The organism is uncultured Phascolarctobacterium sp. (assembly GCF_934190775.1).
In the GTDB taxonomy this organism is placed as follows: Bacteria; Bacillota; Negativicutes; order Acidaminococcales; family Acidaminococcaceae; genus Phascolarctobacterium_A.
The window spans coordinates 140,199-159,140 of the sequence record NZ_CAKPTG010000004.1 but is presented as its reverse complement, the minus strand read 5'-3'; the positions used below and the strand labels follow the sequence as shown (position 1 = coordinate 159,140).

Annotated in this window: 19 protein-coding genes and 1 other RNA gene; 1 reads left to right on the top strand and 19 read right to left on the bottom strand. The window is 49.6% G+C overall.

Going from position 1 to position 18,942, the window contains the following annotated elements; all coding sequences use genetic code 11:
- Position 1: 1 nt before the first annotated feature.
- From Q0G26_RS03725 to pyrH, 3 genes are read right to left on the bottom strand one after another with little or no spacing between them, the layout of a single operon-like run.
- The gene (locus tag Q0G26_RS03725; RefSeq protein WP_293828697.1) at positions 2-205 is read right to left on the bottom strand and encodes a hypothetical protein; all 204 of its coding nucleotides are present in this window, start codon (positions 203-205) and stop codon (positions 2-4) included.
- Positions 205-768 (bottom strand): ribosome recycling factor, encoded by a 564-nt coding sequence (gene frr / locus Q0G26_RS03720; protein ID WP_293828695.1) that lies wholly within the window; start codon positions 766-768, stop codon positions 205-207. Before frr ends, Q0G26_RS03725 begins: the two co-directional genes overlap by 1 nt.
- On the bottom strand, positions 768-1,496 hold the full coding sequence (gene pyrH / locus Q0G26_RS03715; RefSeq protein ID WP_021721057.1) for a UMP kinase: 729 nt from the start codon (positions 1,494-1,496) through the stop codon (positions 768-770). Before pyrH ends, frr begins: the two co-directional genes overlap by 1 nt.
- A gap of 214 nt (positions 1,497-1,710) precedes the next feature.
- Between pyrH and Q0G26_RS03710 the strand changes: the two genes are divergently transcribed.
- Complete coding sequence (locus Q0G26_RS03710) at positions 1,711-2,244, top strand: ECF transporter S component (RefSeq protein ID WP_210684624.1); 534 nt, start codon at positions 1,711-1,713, stop codon at positions 2,242-2,244.
- A gap of 118 nt (positions 2,245-2,362) precedes the next feature.
- Here Q0G26_RS03710 and Q0G26_RS03705 read toward each other — a convergent pair whose 3' ends face one another.
- From Q0G26_RS03705 to Q0G26_RS03630, 16 genes are all read right to left on the bottom strand, one after another.
- Positions 2,363-4,024 (bottom strand): nucleoside kinase, encoded by a 1,662-nt coding sequence (locus tag Q0G26_RS03705; RefSeq protein WP_293828691.1) that lies wholly within the window; start codon positions 4,022-4,024, stop codon positions 2,363-2,365.
- A 1-nt stretch (position 4,025) separates the two neighbouring features.
- The gene (locus Q0G26_RS03700; RefSeq protein WP_293828689.1) at positions 4,026-5,270 is read right to left on the bottom strand and encodes an aminotransferase class I/II-fold pyridoxal phosphate-dependent enzyme; all 1,245 of its coding nucleotides are present in this window, start codon (positions 5,268-5,270) and stop codon (positions 4,026-4,028) included.
- Positions 5,271-5,291: 21 nt separating this feature from the next.
- The gene (locus Q0G26_RS03695; protein WP_293828687.1) at positions 5,292-7,673 is read right to left on the bottom strand and encodes an endonuclease MutS2; all 2,382 of its coding nucleotides are present in this window, start codon (positions 7,671-7,673) and stop codon (positions 5,292-5,294) included.
- Between the two features lie 245 nt (positions 7,674-7,918).
- Positions 7,919-8,089 carry a hypothetical protein gene (locus Q0G26_RS03690; RefSeq protein WP_293828685.1) on the bottom strand — a complete coding sequence of 57 codons (171 nt, stop codon included), beginning with the start codon at positions 8,087-8,089 and terminating at the stop codon, positions 7,919-7,921.
- 184 nt (positions 8,090-8,273) lie between these two features.
- Positions 8,274-8,564 carry a hypothetical protein gene (locus Q0G26_RS03685; protein ID WP_293828683.1) on the bottom strand — a complete coding sequence of 97 codons (291 nt, stop codon included), beginning with the start codon at positions 8,562-8,564 and terminating at the stop codon, positions 8,274-8,276.
- 115 nt (positions 8,565-8,679) lie between these two features.
- Positions 8,680-9,516 (bottom strand): pyruvate, water dikinase regulatory protein, encoded by an 837-nt coding sequence (locus Q0G26_RS03680; protein ID WP_366517729.1) that lies wholly within the window; start codon positions 9,514-9,516, stop codon positions 8,680-8,682.
- Positions 9,497-10,165: a helix-turn-helix transcriptional regulator gene (locus Q0G26_RS03675; RefSeq protein ID WP_293828682.1), complete on the bottom strand. Its 669-nt coding sequence runs from the start codon at positions 10,163-10,165 to the stop codon at positions 9,497-9,499. Before Q0G26_RS03675 ends, Q0G26_RS03680 begins: the two co-directional genes overlap by 20 nt.
- 127 nt (positions 10,166-10,292) lie before the next feature.
- Positions 10,293-11,585 carry a replication-associated recombination protein A gene (locus tag Q0G26_RS03670; protein ID WP_293828679.1) on the bottom strand — a complete coding sequence of 431 codons (1,293 nt, stop codon included), beginning with the start codon at positions 11,583-11,585 and terminating at the stop codon, positions 10,293-10,295.
- 17 nt (positions 11,586-11,602) lie between these two features.
- Positions 11,603-11,938 (bottom strand): type II toxin-antitoxin system RelE/ParE family toxin, encoded by a 336-nt coding sequence (locus Q0G26_RS03665; RefSeq protein ID WP_293828677.1) that lies wholly within the window; start codon positions 11,936-11,938, stop codon positions 11,603-11,605.
- A gap of 3 nt (positions 11,939-11,941) precedes the next feature.
- Complete coding sequence (locus Q0G26_RS03660) at positions 11,942-12,241, bottom strand: type II toxin-antitoxin system RelB/DinJ family antitoxin (RefSeq protein WP_293828675.1); 300 nt, start codon at positions 12,239-12,241, stop codon at positions 11,942-11,944.
- 73 nt (positions 12,242-12,314) lie between these two features.
- Positions 12,315-12,498: non-coding RNA, 6S RNA (ssrS, locus tag Q0G26_RS03655), on the bottom strand.
- Positions 12,499-12,641: 143 nt separating this feature from the next.
- Positions 12,642-14,438 carry an aspartate--tRNA ligase gene (gene aspS, locus Q0G26_RS03650; RefSeq protein WP_009146276.1) on the bottom strand — a complete coding sequence of 599 codons (1,797 nt, stop codon included), beginning with the start codon at positions 14,436-14,438 and terminating at the stop codon, positions 12,642-12,644.
- A gap of 15 nt (positions 14,439-14,453) precedes the next feature.
- Positions 14,454-15,713: a histidine--tRNA ligase gene (hisS, locus tag Q0G26_RS03645; protein WP_293828673.1), complete on the bottom strand. Its 1,260-nt coding sequence runs from the start codon at positions 15,711-15,713 to the stop codon at positions 14,454-14,456.
- A 32-nt stretch (positions 15,714-15,745) separates the two neighbouring features.
- Complete coding sequence (hemZ, locus tag Q0G26_RS03640; protein WP_293828672.1) at positions 15,746-17,215, bottom strand: coproporphyrinogen dehydrogenase HemZ; 1,470 nt, start codon at positions 17,213-17,215, stop codon at positions 15,746-15,748.
- On the bottom strand, positions 17,216-18,286 hold the full coding sequence (locus Q0G26_RS03635) for an AI-2E family transporter (protein ID WP_293828671.1): 1,071 nt from the start codon (positions 18,284-18,286) through the stop codon (positions 17,216-17,218).
- Between the two features lie 6 nt (positions 18,287-18,292).
- Positions 18,293-18,919, bottom strand: a complete 627-nt coding sequence (locus Q0G26_RS03630; RefSeq protein ID WP_293828669.1) for an MBL fold metallo-hydrolase — start codon at positions 18,917-18,919, stop codon at positions 18,293-18,295.
- Between the last annotated feature and the right edge of the window lie 23 nt (positions 18,920-18,942).

The window sequence follows — 18,942 nt, the reverse complement described above, 5'->3', positions numbered from 1 at the left end:
CTTATCTATACACAATGGTAAGAGCTAATCTATTAGCAGACAACTGCTGTTGTCTTACTACATATCTGCGCACCTCGCGCCCTTCAAAGTCTGCCTCGCTTGCACGCGGCGGCAGCAGAGGCTGCACCTCATAGGTGCAGCCTGCGGCCTCCAGGCGACGGGCAGCCTCATCCAGAGGCAGTGCCAAAACCTGTGGAATTTCCATTATACTTCCATTACTTCTTTTTCTTTGTTAGCAGCTGCAGTGTCGATTTCCTTCATAACCTTATCTGTCAGCTTCTGTACCTTTTCTGTACCCTTCTTAGCCTCGTCCTCGGTAATTTCCTTAGCCTTTTCGGTCTTTTTGATAGCATCGTTGGCATCACGGCGCAGGTTGCGGACTACAACACGGTATTCCTCAGCTTTTTTATGTACAACCTTAACCAGATCCTTACGGCGTTCTTCGGTCAGCTGCGGCAGGTTCAGACGAATGCAGATGCCGTCGCTGTTCGGGTTCAGGCCGAGGTCAGATTTCATAATTGCTTTTTCGATGTCCTTCAGGATGTTTTTCTCCCAGGGTTGAATAACAATCATACGCGGTTCCGGTACGGTTACGCTTGCCACCTGAGTTACAGGTGTCGGGGAACCGTAGTAATCAACCATAACCTTCTCCAGCAGAGAGGGAGTTGCACGGCCAGCACGCAGGCTTGCCAGATCTACACGCAGAGCAGCAACGGATTTTTCCATCTTGCTCTCGATACCGCTGATAATTTCATTAACTGTTGCCATTATTCCTTACCTCCTACCAGGGTACCAATTTTTTCGCCTGCAGCAGCACGCAGAATGTTACCCGGTTCATCAATATTAAATACTACAATAGGAATGTTGTTATCCATGCACAGGCTGATTGCAGTGGAATCCATTACGCTGAGATGACGTTTGATAACCTCGATGTAAGGCAGCTCATCAAATTTTTTCGCATCCGGATTAACTGCCGGGTCGCTGTCATAAACACCATCTACGCCTTTTTTAGCCATCAAGATAGCATCTGCTTCGATTTCTGCAGCACGCAGAGCAGCGGTGGTATCGGTGGAGAAATAGGGGTTACCGGTACCTGCGGCAAAAATAACGACTCTAGCTTTTTCCATATGGCGGATAGCACGGCGACGAATGTAGGGTTCTGCAATCTGACGCATTTCAATAGCGGTCTGCACACGGGTCGGAACCTCTAAGTTTTCCAATGCATCCTGCAACGCCAAAGAGTTGATAACGGTTGCCAGCATTCCCATGTAGTCAGCAGTAGCACGGTCCATGCCTTTGTTGCTGCCGCTGAGTCCGCGCCAGAAGTTACCGCCGCCGTTAACGATAGCAACCTCTACCCCTGTCTCAACTACAGCCTTGATTTGCTTAGCCAAGGCATATACTACTGTCGGATCAATGCCAAAGCCTTTTTCACCGGCCAGGGCTTCACCACTAAGCTTTAAAACTACACGTTTGAATTTCTTAAGTTCTGTCACGATAGCGACCTCCCATTTTTTACTTATTCCTATACTCTATTCAATAATTATACCAAAAATACCTGCTTTATTCTACCAAAAATTTTATGAAGAATTAGCGAAAGAAATTCCCCGGCTAATCTGGCCATAGATAATTTTTCTGTTCTGGCAATATTATTATAGCCAAACAACGATATAATAGTCTTTATCATCTTATAAAGAGGGGAATGTTTATATGGAACATATAGAACGTAAAGCACAAAAAAGTAATGCCACCCTGGCAATCTGTATCACCGCACTGTTTATGGCGCTCAACATTATGATGAGCTCCTTCGGTCTGCCGGTACCGGGCGGTCATTTATATCTTAATGATGTTATCATCTGCACGGCAGCAATTCTGCTGGACGATCCTAAAGCAGCCTTCATTGTTGGCGGCGTTGGTGCCTTCTTAGGCGACTTATTCTTCTACCCAACACCGATGTTCGTTTCTCTGGTTACTCACGGCATTCAGGCGGTAGTTATCTGCCTCTTGGCACACCGCGGTGGCAAGGTAAGCTTCAAAGGCGCTGCCCTCGGCGTAATTTTAGGCGCTGTTATCATGGTTGTGGGCTATTCTCTGGGACGTGCTTTTATTTACAGCACACCGCATTACGCTTACATTAAGCTACCCTACCAGATTCTGCAGGCAGCAGTCGGCGCTGTCGGCGGCCTGGTGCTTTGCTTCAAGGCAGGTCTGCTGGAGCGCTTCGATAAAATGTTCCGCAAATAATTTTTACCGCTAACACAAAAGCTGTTGTACGCAAGCAAACGTACAACAGCTTTTTTGCGTCTGCCTGCTGCCACGGCTTGGGCAGCAGGTCTATGACAACATTATTTTGTTTTTACAATTACAGTGCATCCTTAAACACGCTGCCGCCGATAAATTCACGCAGGATAGAGTTATTAGGAATAACCTCATCCTCCAACGGCTTAACGTAGCTTAAAATGTTCAGCAGACGGCGCGCAGTAGTGTAGGCCATGCCTGCGGACTGCGGTACAGCACGCAGCAGCGGCTCCGCATATTTTTTCAGCACAGCTAATTCGTAAATCAGCGTGGTGTTGAAAATAATATCAGCACTGCCTTGATACGGGAAGATGTATTTTTCTTCACCCTCACGCACGTCGGACCAGGTTTTCAGCGTAGTTTCCGCATCATGCGAACGGAACTGGCTGTCGCGCACCATACGGCGCAGCAGACGCATATCGGTGGTACGGATACGGTTGTACTCATCAAAGGACATCGGTGTGAGCGCACTGACATAAATTTTTATTTTATGTTCCGCCGGTACGGACGGTGTCAGCTTCTCATTCAGGCCGTGGATGCCTTCGATAACCAGCACGGAATTTTCCTGCAGCTGCAGCTCGTTACCGCGATATTCACGGCAGCCGGTGCGGAAATTGTACTTGGGCATTTTCACTTTTTCACCTGCCAGCAAACGCTGCAGATGATCGTTGAACAGCTCCAGGTCGATAGCCTCCAGGCATTCAAAGTCATAGCTGCCGTCAGCCTTGCGCGGCGAATCTACACGGTTTTTATAATAGTCATCCATAGAAATGGCAATCGGACGCAGGCCGTTGACTGCCATCTGGATGCTCAGACGCTGTGCCGTAGAGGTCTTGCCGGAAGAGGACGGACCTGCAATCAGCACCAGCTTCAGCTCATGGTGATTTGCCAGGATATCGGCAATATTAGCCAGCTTCTTTTCATGCAGCGCTTCCGCTACCTGAATAATCTTTTCGGCATAGCCTAAATCAATAATTTTATTGAGCTTGCCCACAGTATTGCAATGAATCATGGCAGACCATTCTTCTGCCTCCTGATAAGTATCATTGAGGCGCGCCTGGTCTACAAAAGGCGGCAGCACCGTCCAGTTGCCGTCATCAGGGTAATTGATAATTACACCATCAGCATACGGCAGCAGCTCAAAGTAAGGCACATAGCCGGCATCCGGGCACATGGGACCGAAGAGATAACCGGGAACGCCCTCCAAAATGTTAATCGTCAGCACAGTGTCATCAGGTACCTGGGCCAATAGCGCCAGATTGTCATCACTGCAGTTGGCACAGGCCATATCAATAGCATCTGATTTTGCCAGACGAAGCAGCTTGACAGGCTCCTTGCGTTCCACCATTTTGTGCATATAATCTTCGATGCTGCGGATATCCTCAGCAGTGAGCTTGCGCTCGCTGTTATCCTTGCAGTAGAGTGCGCTTCCCAGAGAGTTGCGCACCTCCAGATGCACATCAGGATAAAGCTTTTTGGTTGCTGCAATCAGCATGAACAGCAGCGTGCGCACATAAACACGCATGCCTGTAGAATTGTTGACCTCGACAAAATCAACTGTGCCGTCAGCAGTCAACGGACGCTGCAGGTCACATTCCTCACCGTTATAGAGTCCCATAACGATGGGAGAAGCATATTTTGCACTAAAGCGTTTAGCTAGGGGCAGCAGTGTGCTGCCCTCCTCTACTTCGATAATTTGTCCATTGGACAACTGCAGCTTAAGCATTTTATTCGCCAACGGCTTGCATTGCAGCGTTGACCTTAGCAGCCATACCCTTGATCTTCTTCAGCGGTACAGCGCAAACAGCGATACGTACGCCTGCAGCCAAAGGAACTGCAAAAATATTGTCCTCGTGCAGCTTTTCGCAGATTGCGTCCGGGTTTTTAGCGGGGATAGACAGGAAGAAGCCTGCTACATACGGCAGCATCGGCAGGCCGCATTCTTCTGCTTCCTTAGTGAACAGGTCAGCACGGGCCTTAATCATCTGATAATAGTAATCACGCTCAGCGCAAACCTTGGCCAGCAGCTCGGGATCGCTGTAAATGGTTGCCAGAGTGCGCATAGCCGGACGGTTGATGTTGGACCAGGTTGCACGGCTAGTGTATTGGTTGATAGCAGCGAACTCGTCAATAACGCTCTTGTCAGAAGAAACGCCGATCATAGCGCCGGTACGCTGACCGTACATGGTGAAGCCTTTGGACATGCTGTAGCCAACGATGCAGAGAATGTTGGCAGGCAGGCCGGAAAGCTTTTTAAAGATTTTGCGTACTTCTTCTTTTTCGCCGGCATAATCAATGTATGCAACGTCCAGGAAGAAAACGATGTTTTTGCCTGGTACGGCAGCTTCCTTCAGCAGTGCCAGCACGCCGTCCATATCCTCACTGCTCAGGCTGTAGCCGGTAGGATTGTGCGCCGGAGTGTTCAGCAGATACAGCAGGTTATCCTGCTTAGCAAGCAGCTCGTCAACCTTTTCCTTCAAAGCAGGCAGGTTGAACTTATTGTTTTCGTCCAGCATTTTATAGGTGGTGAAATTGCGGCCCATATCCTGGCACAGCACCTTGTAAGCGCCCCAGTACCAGTCGGAGCAGAGCACGGTATCACCGTTGTCGGTGTAGTTCCAGATAGCATGGTGGATAGCACCGGTGCCGCCTGCGGTTGCAACTGCGGCAATGTAGCCTTCCGGACGGGAGTTGCCGAAGGCAGCAGTCAGTACGCAGTCCAGATATTCAGGCAGACCGCTGATAGGTGCGTAAGCAATCATTTCGTTAGTGGAAAGACCGCGGAAAACCTCTTCTACAGTCGGCAGGCAGACGAGCTTTTCATCCTCGTCCAGAATAGCGCCGATGGTAGCGTTGGTAACGGCATCCTTGCCGTATTTGGCAGCAGCTGCCACTGCAGCAGCATTAGCACCGAAAATTTTATCTTGGGCAGATTTGCCCTTAGCGTGTTTTGCAGCAATACTCATAGTCATAGTTAACTACTCCTTTCAAAATTACAAATCAATTACCGTAGCGCCACTGCCACCGGCCTCCAGCGCCGCCGTTTCCAGCTTTTTGACAAAGCGGTTGGTCGACAGATACGCTGTCAGTCCGGCGCGCAAGGCACCGGTTCCCTTGCCATGGATGAGGCGCAGCTGGCCGATACCGGCAATCAGCGCATCATCAATAGCTTTATCTACAACGGGAATTGCTTCATCCAGCGTCATCCCGCGCAAATCAATTTCCTGTTTGGCACTGCCCGATTTGGCAATAAACATCTGGTGTGCGTAATTGGCAGCAGCATTCTTGCTGAAGCCCTTGCGCTTTTTAGGCGCAGCATCGGTATGCGCAGGCTGTGCCTTGGTCAGCAGACATTTTTTTGCCGGCACAGTCATTTTCAGGATACCAACCTGCACTGTTACATCATTGCCATTGACATCGGTAATAATGCCGTTCTTCCCTAAGGAAACGACAAAGACATTCAGGCCCTTCTTCGCCGTCTTGGCAGATAACGGTGCGCCCTCCGGCAGCGGTGCCTCCTCGCTCAGCGTTTTGTTGAGCTTCTTGCGCGCCTCTTCGGCCGCCTGCTCTAAGCGCTTCGTATCGAAGTCAGCCTTCATGGAGCGCAGCTCCTTCAGCACTGCTTCGGATTCACGGCGGCTGCGGCGGTAGATTTCATCCGCCTGCTCACGCGCCTTGCGCAACATTTCATTCTTGCGGCGCTCAAACTCGCTCTTGGAATAAGCCAGCGCGTTGCGCAGCTGCTCGCTTTCACGGCGCAGGTCCTCGATCTCCTTGCTGCCGCTTTCATAACGGCGACGCTCGCTGTCCAGCTCCTGCAGTACATTTTCCATATGCACATGCTCCTGGTTCAGCAGCTCACCGGCATTTTTGATAATATCCTCAGCCAGGCCCAGACGGCGGCTGATATTGAAGGCATTACTGCTTCCCGGCACGCCCATCAGCAAGCGATAGGTAGGACGCAGTGATACGGGGTCAAACTCCACACTGGCGTTTTCCATGCCCTCGTGACCGTAGGCAAAGGTTTTCAGCTCGCTGTAGTGGGTTGTTACCATCGTCAGCACGCCCTGCTCATGCAGGTGCTCCAGCATCGCCATAGCCAGCGCAGCGCCCTCGTTCGGGTCCGTACCGGCACAGATTTCGTCAATCAGCACCAAATCTCCTGCTTTAACCTCGTTTAAAATGCTGATTAAATTCGTCATATGGGCAGAGAAGGTTGACAGGCTCTGCTCAATGCTCTGTTCATCACCGATATCCGCATAAACTGCGCGGAACACCGGCATTTTTGCACTGCTTGCGGGGATAAACAGACCGATCTGCGCCATCAGCGCAAAGAGGCCTACAGCCTTCAGTGCTACAGTTTTACCGCCGGTGTTAGGGCCGGTAATCAGCAGCATGGTGAATTTATCGCCCAGCTGTACGTCCAAAGGCACCACCGTATCCTTCGGCAGCAGCGGGTGACGTCCCTGCGTAATTTCTACACCGCCGGACAGCACCAGCATCGGGCGTACCGCATGCTGCTCCTGCGCCAGCAAAGCTCTGGCACAGATAACGTCCAGCGTAGTAAAGATTTCCAGCGAAGCCAGCAGCGCCTTCGCCTCCGCGCCCACGTTCTGCGTGAGCTGACGCAGAATACGCTCGATTTCCTCGTGCTCCTCTGCTACATAACGCTTGATATCATTGTTCAGGTTGACAACAGCCAGCGGCTCGATAAACAGCGTTGCACCCGTACCGCTCTGGTCATGCACAATGCCGGGGAAGTTCATCTTATATTCCTGCTTTACAGGGATAACGTAACGGTCGCCGCGCATCGTTACGATGTTATCCATGAAATACTTCTGGTTATTGGGGTCATGCAGAATGCTGTCGAGCTTTTCCTTCACGCGGTTTTTGGCAATCTGAATCGCAGTACGCAGACCGCCAAGCTTCGGCGAAGCGTTGTCCTTGATTTCGCCATGCTCATCAATCGCACTGCCAATCTGCTTTTCCAGACGGCCGAACTGTGTAAGCTCCGCTCCATATTCAGCCAGATTAGGCGCTGTTTCCGCATTTTCCGCAGTGAAATCCTTCATCGAAGCAAAGGCCTGCACCGTTGTCTGGATATGCTGCAGCTCCTCCGGCTCCAGCACGCTGCCAAGCTCCGCGCGCTTCACGTCAGCCGTAATATTGAACGCACCGCCGAAGGGGAAACGTCTGCCTTCATCCAGAATGCGCAGCGCTTCCGCAGTTTCCTCCTGCAGGCGCTTAACCTTACTGAATTCACTTTCAATCTGCAGGGAAATTATTGCCTGCTTGCCCAAAAAGGTTGCGGCCTTGGAGGCCAGCATATTTTTTACTTTATCAAATTCTAATGTCTTTACAGCAAAGCGTGCCATAGTTTTTTGCACCTCTAAATCTAAATCATAATAATATATTATAGCACAAAAGAGCCACTCTGCTCAATATCATGCAGTTTTACACAAGCCTGTGTCACTATCTTGGTCACAATATAACAGGAATCAGAAAGTGACAACTAGTTAGCTGTTTATCTATTCTTCTAACCGCACACGAAATCTATCTTTAAGGTATCAAATAATTTCTATCTGGTTAAACTAAGTAATGTCATAAAGATTGTTTGAAGTTATTTTTTTGTTTTCTCATTCCAAGGCTTAGTAAACCATAAAGAGTATAAGAGCATCAATGCAAACGGTGCAAATATAACTAAATAAACTATTGTATTCGTACCTATTGATGTCATAGTAGCTGCATACAATATGAATAAAGAACTTAATGTCCCCAATAATTTAGACATTTTGTGCACCTCCAAAACTAATTGCTATATTTATACTTTTTTCGCCTTTCTTCTAACTGTTGTTCTCACGTTTTCTAAAGGATTTATGCCTAAAACATCTTCTACATTTAGAAGGAAAATATTATATTGGCATTATCGATGTTCTGAGGCTGCATAAAAACGCAATCCGTTGAACGCGCAGGCATCACTTAGCTATAAAAAGCTCACCGTCACGCTCGTAGGCATAGCATTCCTGCTGCAAAACACGGGCAATGCGCACAAAATCATCTGTTACATCGGCATCAATATAAGCCACCAGTAGCTTTTCCGCATAGCTGCGTCCCTTATAATAGCCCACGGCATCCTGCACGAAAAAGCCGTCCGTATGCTTATATAGCACCTCAGCGAAATCGTATATCACCTGCTGCCACGGAGCAGGCTTTAAAGCACCGCTTTCATAAACAGCGCAGGGAATATGAAAAACGTATCTGTGCACTAAGGCAACCTCCTTCAATCCTCTTTATCCAAAAACGGCCACCGACAGACGCTTTGCTGCCAATGGCCGTTTATTTTTCTGACTCACTGCAACAGCAGCTCAGAGCTACACTAATTTAGTTTTCGTGATGGCGTTCCTTGTTCTTGCGCACATACTCCATGATAATGCCGGCGGTTTCTTCAATCGCACGGTTGGAAACGTTGATAATCTGGCAGTGCAGACGGCGCATAATGCCCTTAGCGTAAGCCAGCTCGTCATCAATACGCTTCATATCGGCATAGGTCGCAGTATCGGACAGGCCCATGGTTTTCAGACGCTCGCTGCGGATTTCGTTCAGTTTGAACGGATCAATCAACAGACCGATAATCTTATACGGCGGCACCTTAAAGAGCTCCTCGGGCGGAGCCAGCTCCGGTACCAGCGGCACGTTGGCAACCTTAATCTGCTTATGTGCCAGATACATACTCAGCGGAGTTTTGGAGGTACGAGAAACGCCGATAATAACAACGTCCGCCTTCAACAGGCCCAGAGGATTTTTGCCATCGTCGTATTTAACGGCAAATTCCACAGCCTCAACACGCTTGAAGTATTCGTGGTCCAAAGAATGAATCAGGCCGGCCTGATTTTTCGGCAGCAGACCTGTAGACTTTTCGATGGATTTAAGCATCGGTCCCAAAACGTCAACTACCTCAACATCACTGCTCATAGCCTTGTCCGCCATATGCTCGCGCAGCTCCGGCGATACGATTGTATAGCAGATAACCGCATGATTAGCTGCAGCCTCTTCTACAATTTTATCAATCTGTTCCTTGTCCTTTACGTAAGGAACACGGATAACATCAAATTTTTCTTCTACGAACTGACTGGTGGTTGCCTTAACTACGGATTCCGCAGTTTCACCAATAGAGTCAGATACAGCATAAATAACCGGATTAAGCTTCGTTAGTATGATAATTACCCCCCTTACCCTCAGCCAGATCTACCAGCAGACGAGTAAAATTAGTTTTTGTAATACGTCCCAGCACCTGATACATGCGCTTCTTTTCATCAATGATTTTTACTACCGGCAGACAGTCGATTTCATTGTCAATCAGTCTGCGTGCTGCCGAAGCGGCAGGCTCATCAGGTGTAGCCACGATGATTTTGGAAATCGGCGTCATTACCATGACCACGGGAATATCACGCAAATCATTATTATTGATAGCAGCCTTCAGTAAATCCTTTCGCGATAAAATGCCGTTCAGCATGCCTTCCTCATCCAGCACGAACACCGTTCCGACATCCTCCAGAAACATGGTAACAACTGCTTCGTAGGCGCTCTTGTCATGTTTAATCGCTACCGGTACCGACTGCAGATCCTGCACAGTAATAGCAGAAATTTCTTCCATCAGCATACCCAAAGTATTTTTACCGGTATAAAAATAACCAACCTTCGGTCTCGCATCAAGAATACCGCCCATAACAAGGATTGCCAGATCACTGCGTAAGGCAGCGCGGGTTACATTCAGCCTTTCGGCTATATGCTCGCCGGTAATAGGTCCGTCCAGACGTACAATTTCAGCAATTTGCTTCTGCCTGTTGCTTAAAGCTATGATCTTCACACCCTTTCTGTCTAATACAATAGTCTATAATATAGGTATAGTATACACTACTAACAGAAAAAATGCTAGATTGCGTCACAAATAATTTCTGCAAATTTTAGCTGTATAGCTTAAATTTCTAATTATGCTATTTTTGTCTGCGCCCCTTGTCCTGACCGTGACCGCTGGGAATGTAATAGCGCGTTCCCACCAGCTCATCCGGCAGATACTGCTGCTCCACCCAGCCTCCGGGGAAATTGTGCGGATACTTGTAATCTATGCCATGTCCCAGCTTGGCGGCACCTGGATAATGCGCATCACGCAAGTGCTTGGGCACGCTGCCGCAGTTACGGTTACGCACATCCGCGCGCGCCTTGGCAATGCCCATATAGGCAGTGTTGCTCTTGGGTGCGTTGGCGATATAGCACACAGCCTCCGCCAACGGTATCTGCGCCTCAGGCCAGCCTACAAAATCCGCAGCCTGCGCTGCAGCGTTGGCTACCACCAGCGCCTGCGGATCCGCCAGGCCCACATCCTCCGCCGCGCAGATAACGACGCGACGCGCCACAAAGCGCACGTCCTCGCCGCCCTCAATCATACGCGCCAGATAATGCAGCGCCGCATCCGCATCACCGCCGCGCATGCTCTTGATAAAGGCGCTGATGATATCGTAATGCTGGTCGCCCTTTTTATCGTAACGCTGCAGCGCTGTACCAATAACGCTGCGCAGCGTTGCCACCGTCAGCACACGCTCGCCCTCCTCCGGCAGCATGAACTCAGCCTGTTCCAGAATGTTCAGCGCGCTGCGGGCATCGCCTGCCGCAAAATCGGCAATAATCCTCAGCGCCTCAGGCTCCGCCTTAAAGCTGTTGCCAAAACCACGCTCCGTGTCGGCAATCGCACGCTCCAAAATCTGCTGAATCTGCGGTGCCTGCAGTTTTTCCAGGCGCACCACCTTCATGCGCGAAAGCAGCGGCGAATTGATTTCGAAGAAAGGGTTTTCGGTAGTAGCACCGATGAGCACTATCGTGCCGTTTTCCACATAGGGAAGCAGAACATCCTGCTGCGCCTTGTTGAAGCGATGAATCTCGTCGATAAACACGATAGTACGGCCGCGTCCGTTGCGTCTGTCCTCCTGCGCCTTGGCGATGAGCTTGCGCAGCTCGGGTACACCGCTGGAAACGGCGTTGATTGCTTCGAACTTTTCGCCGGTGACATGCGCGATGACCTTCGCCAGCGTTGTTTTGCCTGTTCCCGGAGGTCCGTAAAAAAGTACGGACTGCAGCACATCACGCTCAATCATGCGGCGCAGCGGACTGCCTGCGCCTACGGCGCTCTCCTGCCCTACAAAGTCGCTGAGGCGTTCGGGACGCATGCGGTCGGCCAAAGGCTTCGTCTGTCGCTTTTCAGTTTCAAATAAATTACCGAATAGATTTTCCATGATCGTCACTCTCTATTTTATTCCAAATCCAGATTCTCTAATTGCTTGAGCTGATCTCTTCTGACATAAATAACTGCGATTACATTCACTAATTTATTATCTTCATCAATCCAATAATAAACCAGGAAATTCTTCACAGGAAACCTACGCACACCTTTTTTTCTGCAATTTGCTTCCTCAACTAAAGCATACATACCAGGAGTCCACTGTAAAAGCAAAATTTCTTTTCCAAAAGTCGCCAAAAGATTTTTGGCAGCTTTCGGTGACATCAGCTCATAAGCTATATAATCTCTGATTGTTTCCATCTGCCTATAAGCATCATGCGTAATATTAACTCTGTACTGTTTTTCCATTAGCTACAGACCTCGCATAAGCTTATCCATTGCTTCTCCAAAAGGAATACTCTCTCCTCTTTTAGCCTGCTCCAAGCTGGCACTAATCATTTGCTCAAATTCTTCATCACTCATAGAATAGCGTGTCGGCAAGCTATGCGGTATGGTAACAGCAAAAGGTATACCACGTTTCAGGATAACCTGCCTATAAGTCATGTTAATAAACGATGATGCAGAAATACCTAATTGTTCTAAGATTGCCTCTGCCTGAGCTTTAATATCAGGCTCAACTCTTACACTTACATTTGCACTTTTGGCTACCATAGAAATCCCACCTTTCACACTCATTATAGCATCAATGTATTGCAAAACGCAATACATTGATTTTTGGCAAAAATTAATCCCCACAATGCCGTCCAGCTCCGTGTTTTGAACCTGCATGTGCAGGTGGGTGCCTTCCCTACCAATCGCAAACGTCCACTCAAAGGAGGCATGTTTTTGAAAGAAGGAGTATCAGGCTCCCTAGGTTAGAGTGTTGGCTCAAAACCTGTGGAGCAATGTAACGAACATCGCAGGGGTATAATTAACAAGTATTCTTCAATTGTCTTTAACTTCTATCGACATACATATAATACCAAAAATGGAAGCGTTTTTCAACGCTTCCATTAAAAATTTTTGAATATTTATTTTGCGTTATCCACTTGACAGAAGCGGACTAAAGTGCTTATTTGTCTTCTTTGTCCTTCTTCATCAGCAGGCTGGTTTTGATGTGCAGCTCACGCAGCTGTTTTTCATCAACATCGTTAGGAGCCTGAGTCATCAGGTCAGATGCGCTCTGAGTTTTCGGGAAAGCAATTACGTCGCGGATAGAATCGCGCTGAGCCATAATCATGATCAGACGATCAAGACCGAATGCCAGACCACCGTGTGGCGGAGCACCGTATTCGAATGCGTTCATCATGAAGCCAAACTTCTCTTGTGCTTCCTCATCGGACAGGCCGATAGCTTCGAATACCTTCTTCTGTACGTCGCGGCGATGGATACGGATGGAACCGCCGCCGATTTCGGTGCCGTTCAGAACCATATCATAAGCTTTAGCATAAACCTTGCCGGGATTGGTCAGAAGCAGCGGCAGGTCTTCGTCACGCGGAGCGGTGAACGGATGGTGCATTGCCACATAACGTTTTTCTTCCTCGTTGTACTCGAACATCGGGAAGTCAACTACCCAGGTGAAGGCCAGCTTATCCGGATCAATCAGACCACGGCGTTTAGCCATTTCGATACGCAGTGCGCCCAGAGAAGCAGCAACTACGGACGGTTTATCAGCAACGAAGAGCAGCAGGTCGCCTGCTTCAACTTCAGCAGCTTTTTTGATTGCTTCAATGTTTTCATCGCTGAAGAATTTAGCGATGGAGGATTTTACACCGCCTTCTGCCGGGAATTGCAGCCAAGCCATACCCTTAGCACCGTAGATGCCGCAGAATTTAACGAGCTCGTCCAGCTGACGACGCGGAATATCTGCATAACCCTTAACGTTGATGCATTTTACCTGACCGCCGTTAGCGATAACATTGTTGAATACCTGGAAGGTGCAGCCTTGAACAGCTTCGCTGACATTTTTCAGCTCCATGCCGAAGCGCAGGTCCGGTTTATCGCTGCCGAAACGATCCATAGCATCGTCCCAGGTCAGACGTTGGAACGGAATCTGGATATCCTTGCCCAGAGCACCCTTGAAGATGTGGTGGATTAAGCCTTCCATCAGCTCCAGGATTTCGTCAACTTCCATGAAGGACATTTCCATATCCAGCTGGGTGAATTCCGGCTGACGATCGGCACGCAGGTCCTCATCACGGAAGCAACGTGCGATTTGGAAATAACGCTCCATACCAGCTACCATCAGCAGCTGTTTGAAGATTTGCGGAGATTGCGGCAGTGCATAGAACTTGCCGGGGTTTACGCGGCTCGGAACGAGGTAGTCACGAGCACCCTCCGGAGTGGATTTGCACAGCATCGGAGTTTCAATCTCGAGGAAATGATTATCATCAAGATAGTCACGCATCAGCTTAGCAACTTTATGACGCAGAATCAGGTTGCGTTGCATTTCCGGACGACGCAGGTCCAGATAACGGTATTTCAGACGCAGGTTCTCGTCAGTGTCAATGCCGTCTTTGATGTAGAACGGAGGAGTTTTAGCACCGTTCAGCACTTCGATATCATGTGCCAGTACTTCGATGGTACCGGTAGGAATGTTTTCGTTGATAGTGTCCTCATCACGCAGGCGTACATTACCAATTACCTTGATAACATATTCGTTACGGATGTCTTCGGCAGTTTTGAAGCTGCTGCCAGCGCTTTCGGGATCGGCAACAACCTGCACGATACCGCTGCGGTCACGCAAATCGATAAAAATCAATCCGCCGTGGTCACGTCGTTTAGCAACCCAGCCGCACAGTACAACCTGTTCGCCAGCTTGCTCCTTAGTCAGCACACCACAATGATGGCTGCGTTTTTCATTAATCATCTTTAGCACCTCTACTTATAAAGTATTGAAATAACTAATAATATCATTAACAGCGATTTCCTGTTGCTCGCTTGTTGCCATGTTACGCACGGTAACGGCATTACGGCTGAGCTCATCCTCGCCAAATATTAACACTTGCTTAGCCTGGAATTTGTTGGCCTGCTTCATCTGGGACTTCATGCTGCGGCCGTTAAAGTCGTATTCAACCTTAAAGCCTGCGCGACGCAGATCAATGGCGGTTTTGAAGGCCAGCGCAAAGTTTTCCTGCTTGGGGCAGACAACATAAGCGTCAATGCTTTCATCAAATTCAGGCAGCAGATTCTGCTTTTCCAGAGCCAGCAGCACGCGCTCCATACCCATAGCAAAGCCGATGCCGGGGCGGGCTTCGTCACCGCTGATTTCCTGTACCAGTCCGTCGTAACGGCCGCCGCCGCAAACAGCGCTTTGTGCGCCCAGCGGAGCGTACTGGATTTCAAAAGCAGTTTTTGTATAATAATCAAGGCCGCGCACAAGATTGTGGTCAACCTCATATTCAACACCTGCAGCGGTCAGCAGCTGCTTCAGGCCTTCAAAGTGTTCCTTGCATTCATCGCACAGGCATTCCTCCAGGCTCGGTGCGCCCTCGCCCAGCTCATGGCAGTGCGGATTTTTGCAGTCCAGAAGACGCAGCGGATTGCGGTCGAAACGACCTTGGCAATCCTTGCACAGCTCGTCGAAGTTAGGCTTGAAGAAAGCCTGCAGCTTTTCTCTGTGCTGCGGACGGCATTTGGGGCAGCCTACAGAATTGATTTTCAGCTTCAAATCCTTCAGGCCCAGGCTCTGCAGTACCTGCACAGCCAGCAGAATGATTTCCGCATCGACATTCGGACCGGTTACGCCCAAAGCTTCCACACCGAACTGGTGGAATTCACGCAGACGGCCTGCCTGCGGACGGTCATAACGGAACATAGGTCCGATGTAATAGAACTTCGTGGCAGCGTCATCCTTGCTCAGCTTATGCTCAACATAAGCGCGGACAGCACTAGCGGTGTTTTCCGGACGCAGGGTAATGCTGCGGTTACCGCGGTCGGTAAAGGTATACATTTCCTTTTCAACAACGTCGGTGGTATCACCGATACCGCGTTGGAACAGCTCTGTATGTTCAAACACAGGAGTTCTGATTTCTTTGTAGCCATATTGTGCGCAAATTTTGCGCATAGTTTCTTCCAGATAACGCCATGCGTTAACGTCGGAAGGCATAATATCCTTCGTACCTCTGGGTGCTGTTGTCAGCATAGTCTATCCTCTCCTAACGGCACTTGCGCCTATTACAGGTCTGTGCCTTCTATATTAAACAAATCACGGCGACGCTCTGCCAGCTCCTGCAGGCGCGCCCCATACACTGCCACATTTTTCGGCATATTCAGTTTATGCAGATGGTGTCCGTCAGGCAAAGGCACCTTGCTGGCAGATGCAGGTCCCACACCAATCACCGGATGACGTTCCTCCATCATCTGGATATTATAGATACTTTCCGTACCGGGCTTGGCATAACCGATGTTTGCCAGATGCCCCAGCATATAATGTTGGCGGTACAGATAGTAAGGCTCTAACCCTATCGCAGCAGCCATCTCAGCGGCCTGCTGCACCATTTTTTCCGCTGCCTGCGTAGTCAGCACTGCCTGCTCCTGCTTTTGAAAGAGCGGTGCGCTGCGCTTCAGCGTAAGCGTATGCACAGTAAGATTCTCCGGCGCCAACTTTACTGCCTGCTCCAAAGAATATGCAATCTCCTGCTCCGTTTCCTGCGGCAGACCGATAATCAGATCCACATTCACAACAGGAATCCTGCTTTTGCGCACAAGCTCATAGGCATTGTAAAAATCCCTTACGCTATGACGCCTGCCTATCATCTGCAGTGTTTTATCATGAAAGCTCTGCGGATTGACGCTGATGCGGTTCACTCCCGCCGCCTCCATCGCCGCCAGCTTAGCCGCACTGAAGCAGTCCGGGCGACCGGCCTCTACCGTGAACTCGCGCAGATGCTGCAAGCCTTCGCAGTCGCTTTGCAGCAGCCTTCGCTCCACTGCCTGCAGCAGACGTGCAAACACCTTATCACTGAGGCTCGTGGGCGTACCACCGCCAATATAAAGTGATTTGACACGTAAGCTATGCATACCTATTAATTGTACCACATTTTGCAGGTCTTGTTCAATCATATTTACAAAGTTTTGCTGAGATTCTTCGTCCTGCGGCACAATTCCCGCCGGAAACGAGCAATAGCTGCAGCGCGAAGGACAATACGGCACACCGATATAGATACCGGTATCCGTAAGGCGTGTACTATCGCTAAGGATATGCTTCTGCTTCAGAGCAATATCCGTAAGCAGCTTTCCCTGCGCCATTGGCAGCAAATAATTTTCGCTCAGATATTCCGGCAAAGTCGCAGCCGCCACACCGCTGTCCAACAGCTTATGCGCCAGCTTCGTCGGGCGCACGCCTGTAAGAATGCCCCAAGGCAGCTTTGGCTGCATGTCTGTAAGCTCAGCAAAAACCTTCAGCACAACGAGCTTCACGCAACGCGTTACCTCGCCGCTCGCCGCAGCTTCGCTGCAAGGCTCGCTCGCTGCAAAGCGCTGCGCCTGGCTTTGCAGGCAGGCGCTGACGCAGCCGCGCTCGCGCGCAAGCGTCAGCGTCAGCGCGGCAGACGGCGCCGGCTGATAGCCAAAAAATGCGGCCATGTCGCTCACAGGCCGCGTAATATCAAGCTCTAATGTATTACGTAAGCAAAAAAACTGCATTTAATTCTCCTGCCCTTCACCGGCATGCCACAGCTGCTTATACAGCACGCGGTAGATTGCTGCTACCGGTACGGCAAAAACCATACCCAGAATACCGAACAGCTTAGCACCGATGAGCAGACTGATAATCAAAACTACAGGATGCAAATCAATCTTCTGTCCCATGAGCTTCGGCATAATAAAATTAGCATCCAGCTGATAATATACCAGATAAAAAAGCGCTACATGGAAGGCAGCCTCCGGTGCCTGACCATAGGCGATAAACACGGCAGGCACAGCGCCCATCAGCGGGCCTACTACCGGTACCGTTTCGGCAAGGATGGCCCAAAAGCCGAGCACCAGCGGAAAGTCTATGCCTAAAAAGGCCGTGCCGATAGTAATAACGAAGCCGGAAATCAGGCTCAGCTTGCCCATACCGCGCACATAGGCGCTCATGGTTCTGCCGATTTCATCAATAACCTCCGCCGCCTTCTCCTGCGCATCATAGTTGAACAGATTAATCACCATCGAACGCAGCTCGCGCCAGTCCTTAAGAAAATAAAAGGCAAGGAAGGGCACGATAATCAGGCCTATCAGACTCTGGACAATTCCCAAGCTGGACTGAACAAGATTACGCAGCACCGTTCCTACAAAGCCCATCGCCCAGTTCAACAGGCCGTTGACCAGCATATTGAAATTGGACGGCAAGAGCGGAATTGTAGACGGATCCTTCAGCATGCTGTCCAAGTCCTGAATATTGGATTTGGCGGCCAGCGCCGGCAGCTTTTGCAGGAACTCGTTCATCTGCCCGAAGAGCGGCAGAATGATGAAGCCGATAATCATAAAAATAAAGATACAAAATGCCAGCAATGCCAGGATAATCGCCACTACGCGTGACAGCTTAATCATGCCGTGCGCCATGCGCACCTGCGCGATAGCATTAACCAGCGGATAAAGTGCAAAGGCCAGGCCTACTGCCAGCAGCAGCGGCAGTAAAAAGCCAGCCATTAAATATAAAACATAAGAGATTGCCGTAACAACACCCAGCTTAAAAAAGGTGCTTTTACGTATTTGAGGCCAATATTTCAGCATGATGTTTTATTGCAGGAAAGGATTCCTGCGACGCTCCCAGCCCACGGTAGTAGTAGGACCGTGGCCCGGCAGCAGCTTAACATCGTCATCAAGCACCATCAGCTTCGTTTTGATGGACTGGATGAGAGCACGATAGCTGCCTCCCGGCAAATCGGTGCGTCCGATAGATTCGCAGAAAATAGTATCACCGGCAAAAACTACCTTGCCCGGCGCGTAGTAATAGCAGAAGCCACCCTTGGTATGTCCTGGCGTAGCAAAGGCTTCAAACTTCATGCCTGCCAGCTCCAGCACATCACCGTCATGCACAAGATGGTCCGCAGGCTCATTTTTCAATTCTTCACCGATAAAGAAAGATAAGTTTCTGTTCGGCTGTGTCAGGCAGTCGGCATCATCCTCACCGATATACACCGGCGCACCGGTAGCCTTGCGCAGCTCTGCCAGCGCACCGATGTGGTCGCTGTGACCATGAGTCAGCACAATAGCGACAACCTTGGCCTTAGCCTGCTCAATCATTCTCTTGATGGTCGGGTAATCTCCGCCCGGATCAAAAATAACTCCTTCGCCAAGGTTTTCATTTACAGCAAAGTAACAGTTGGTAGCAAGCATACCTGCTTCAACATGATAAATCTTCATTCTTCAACCTCCGTTGATAAATC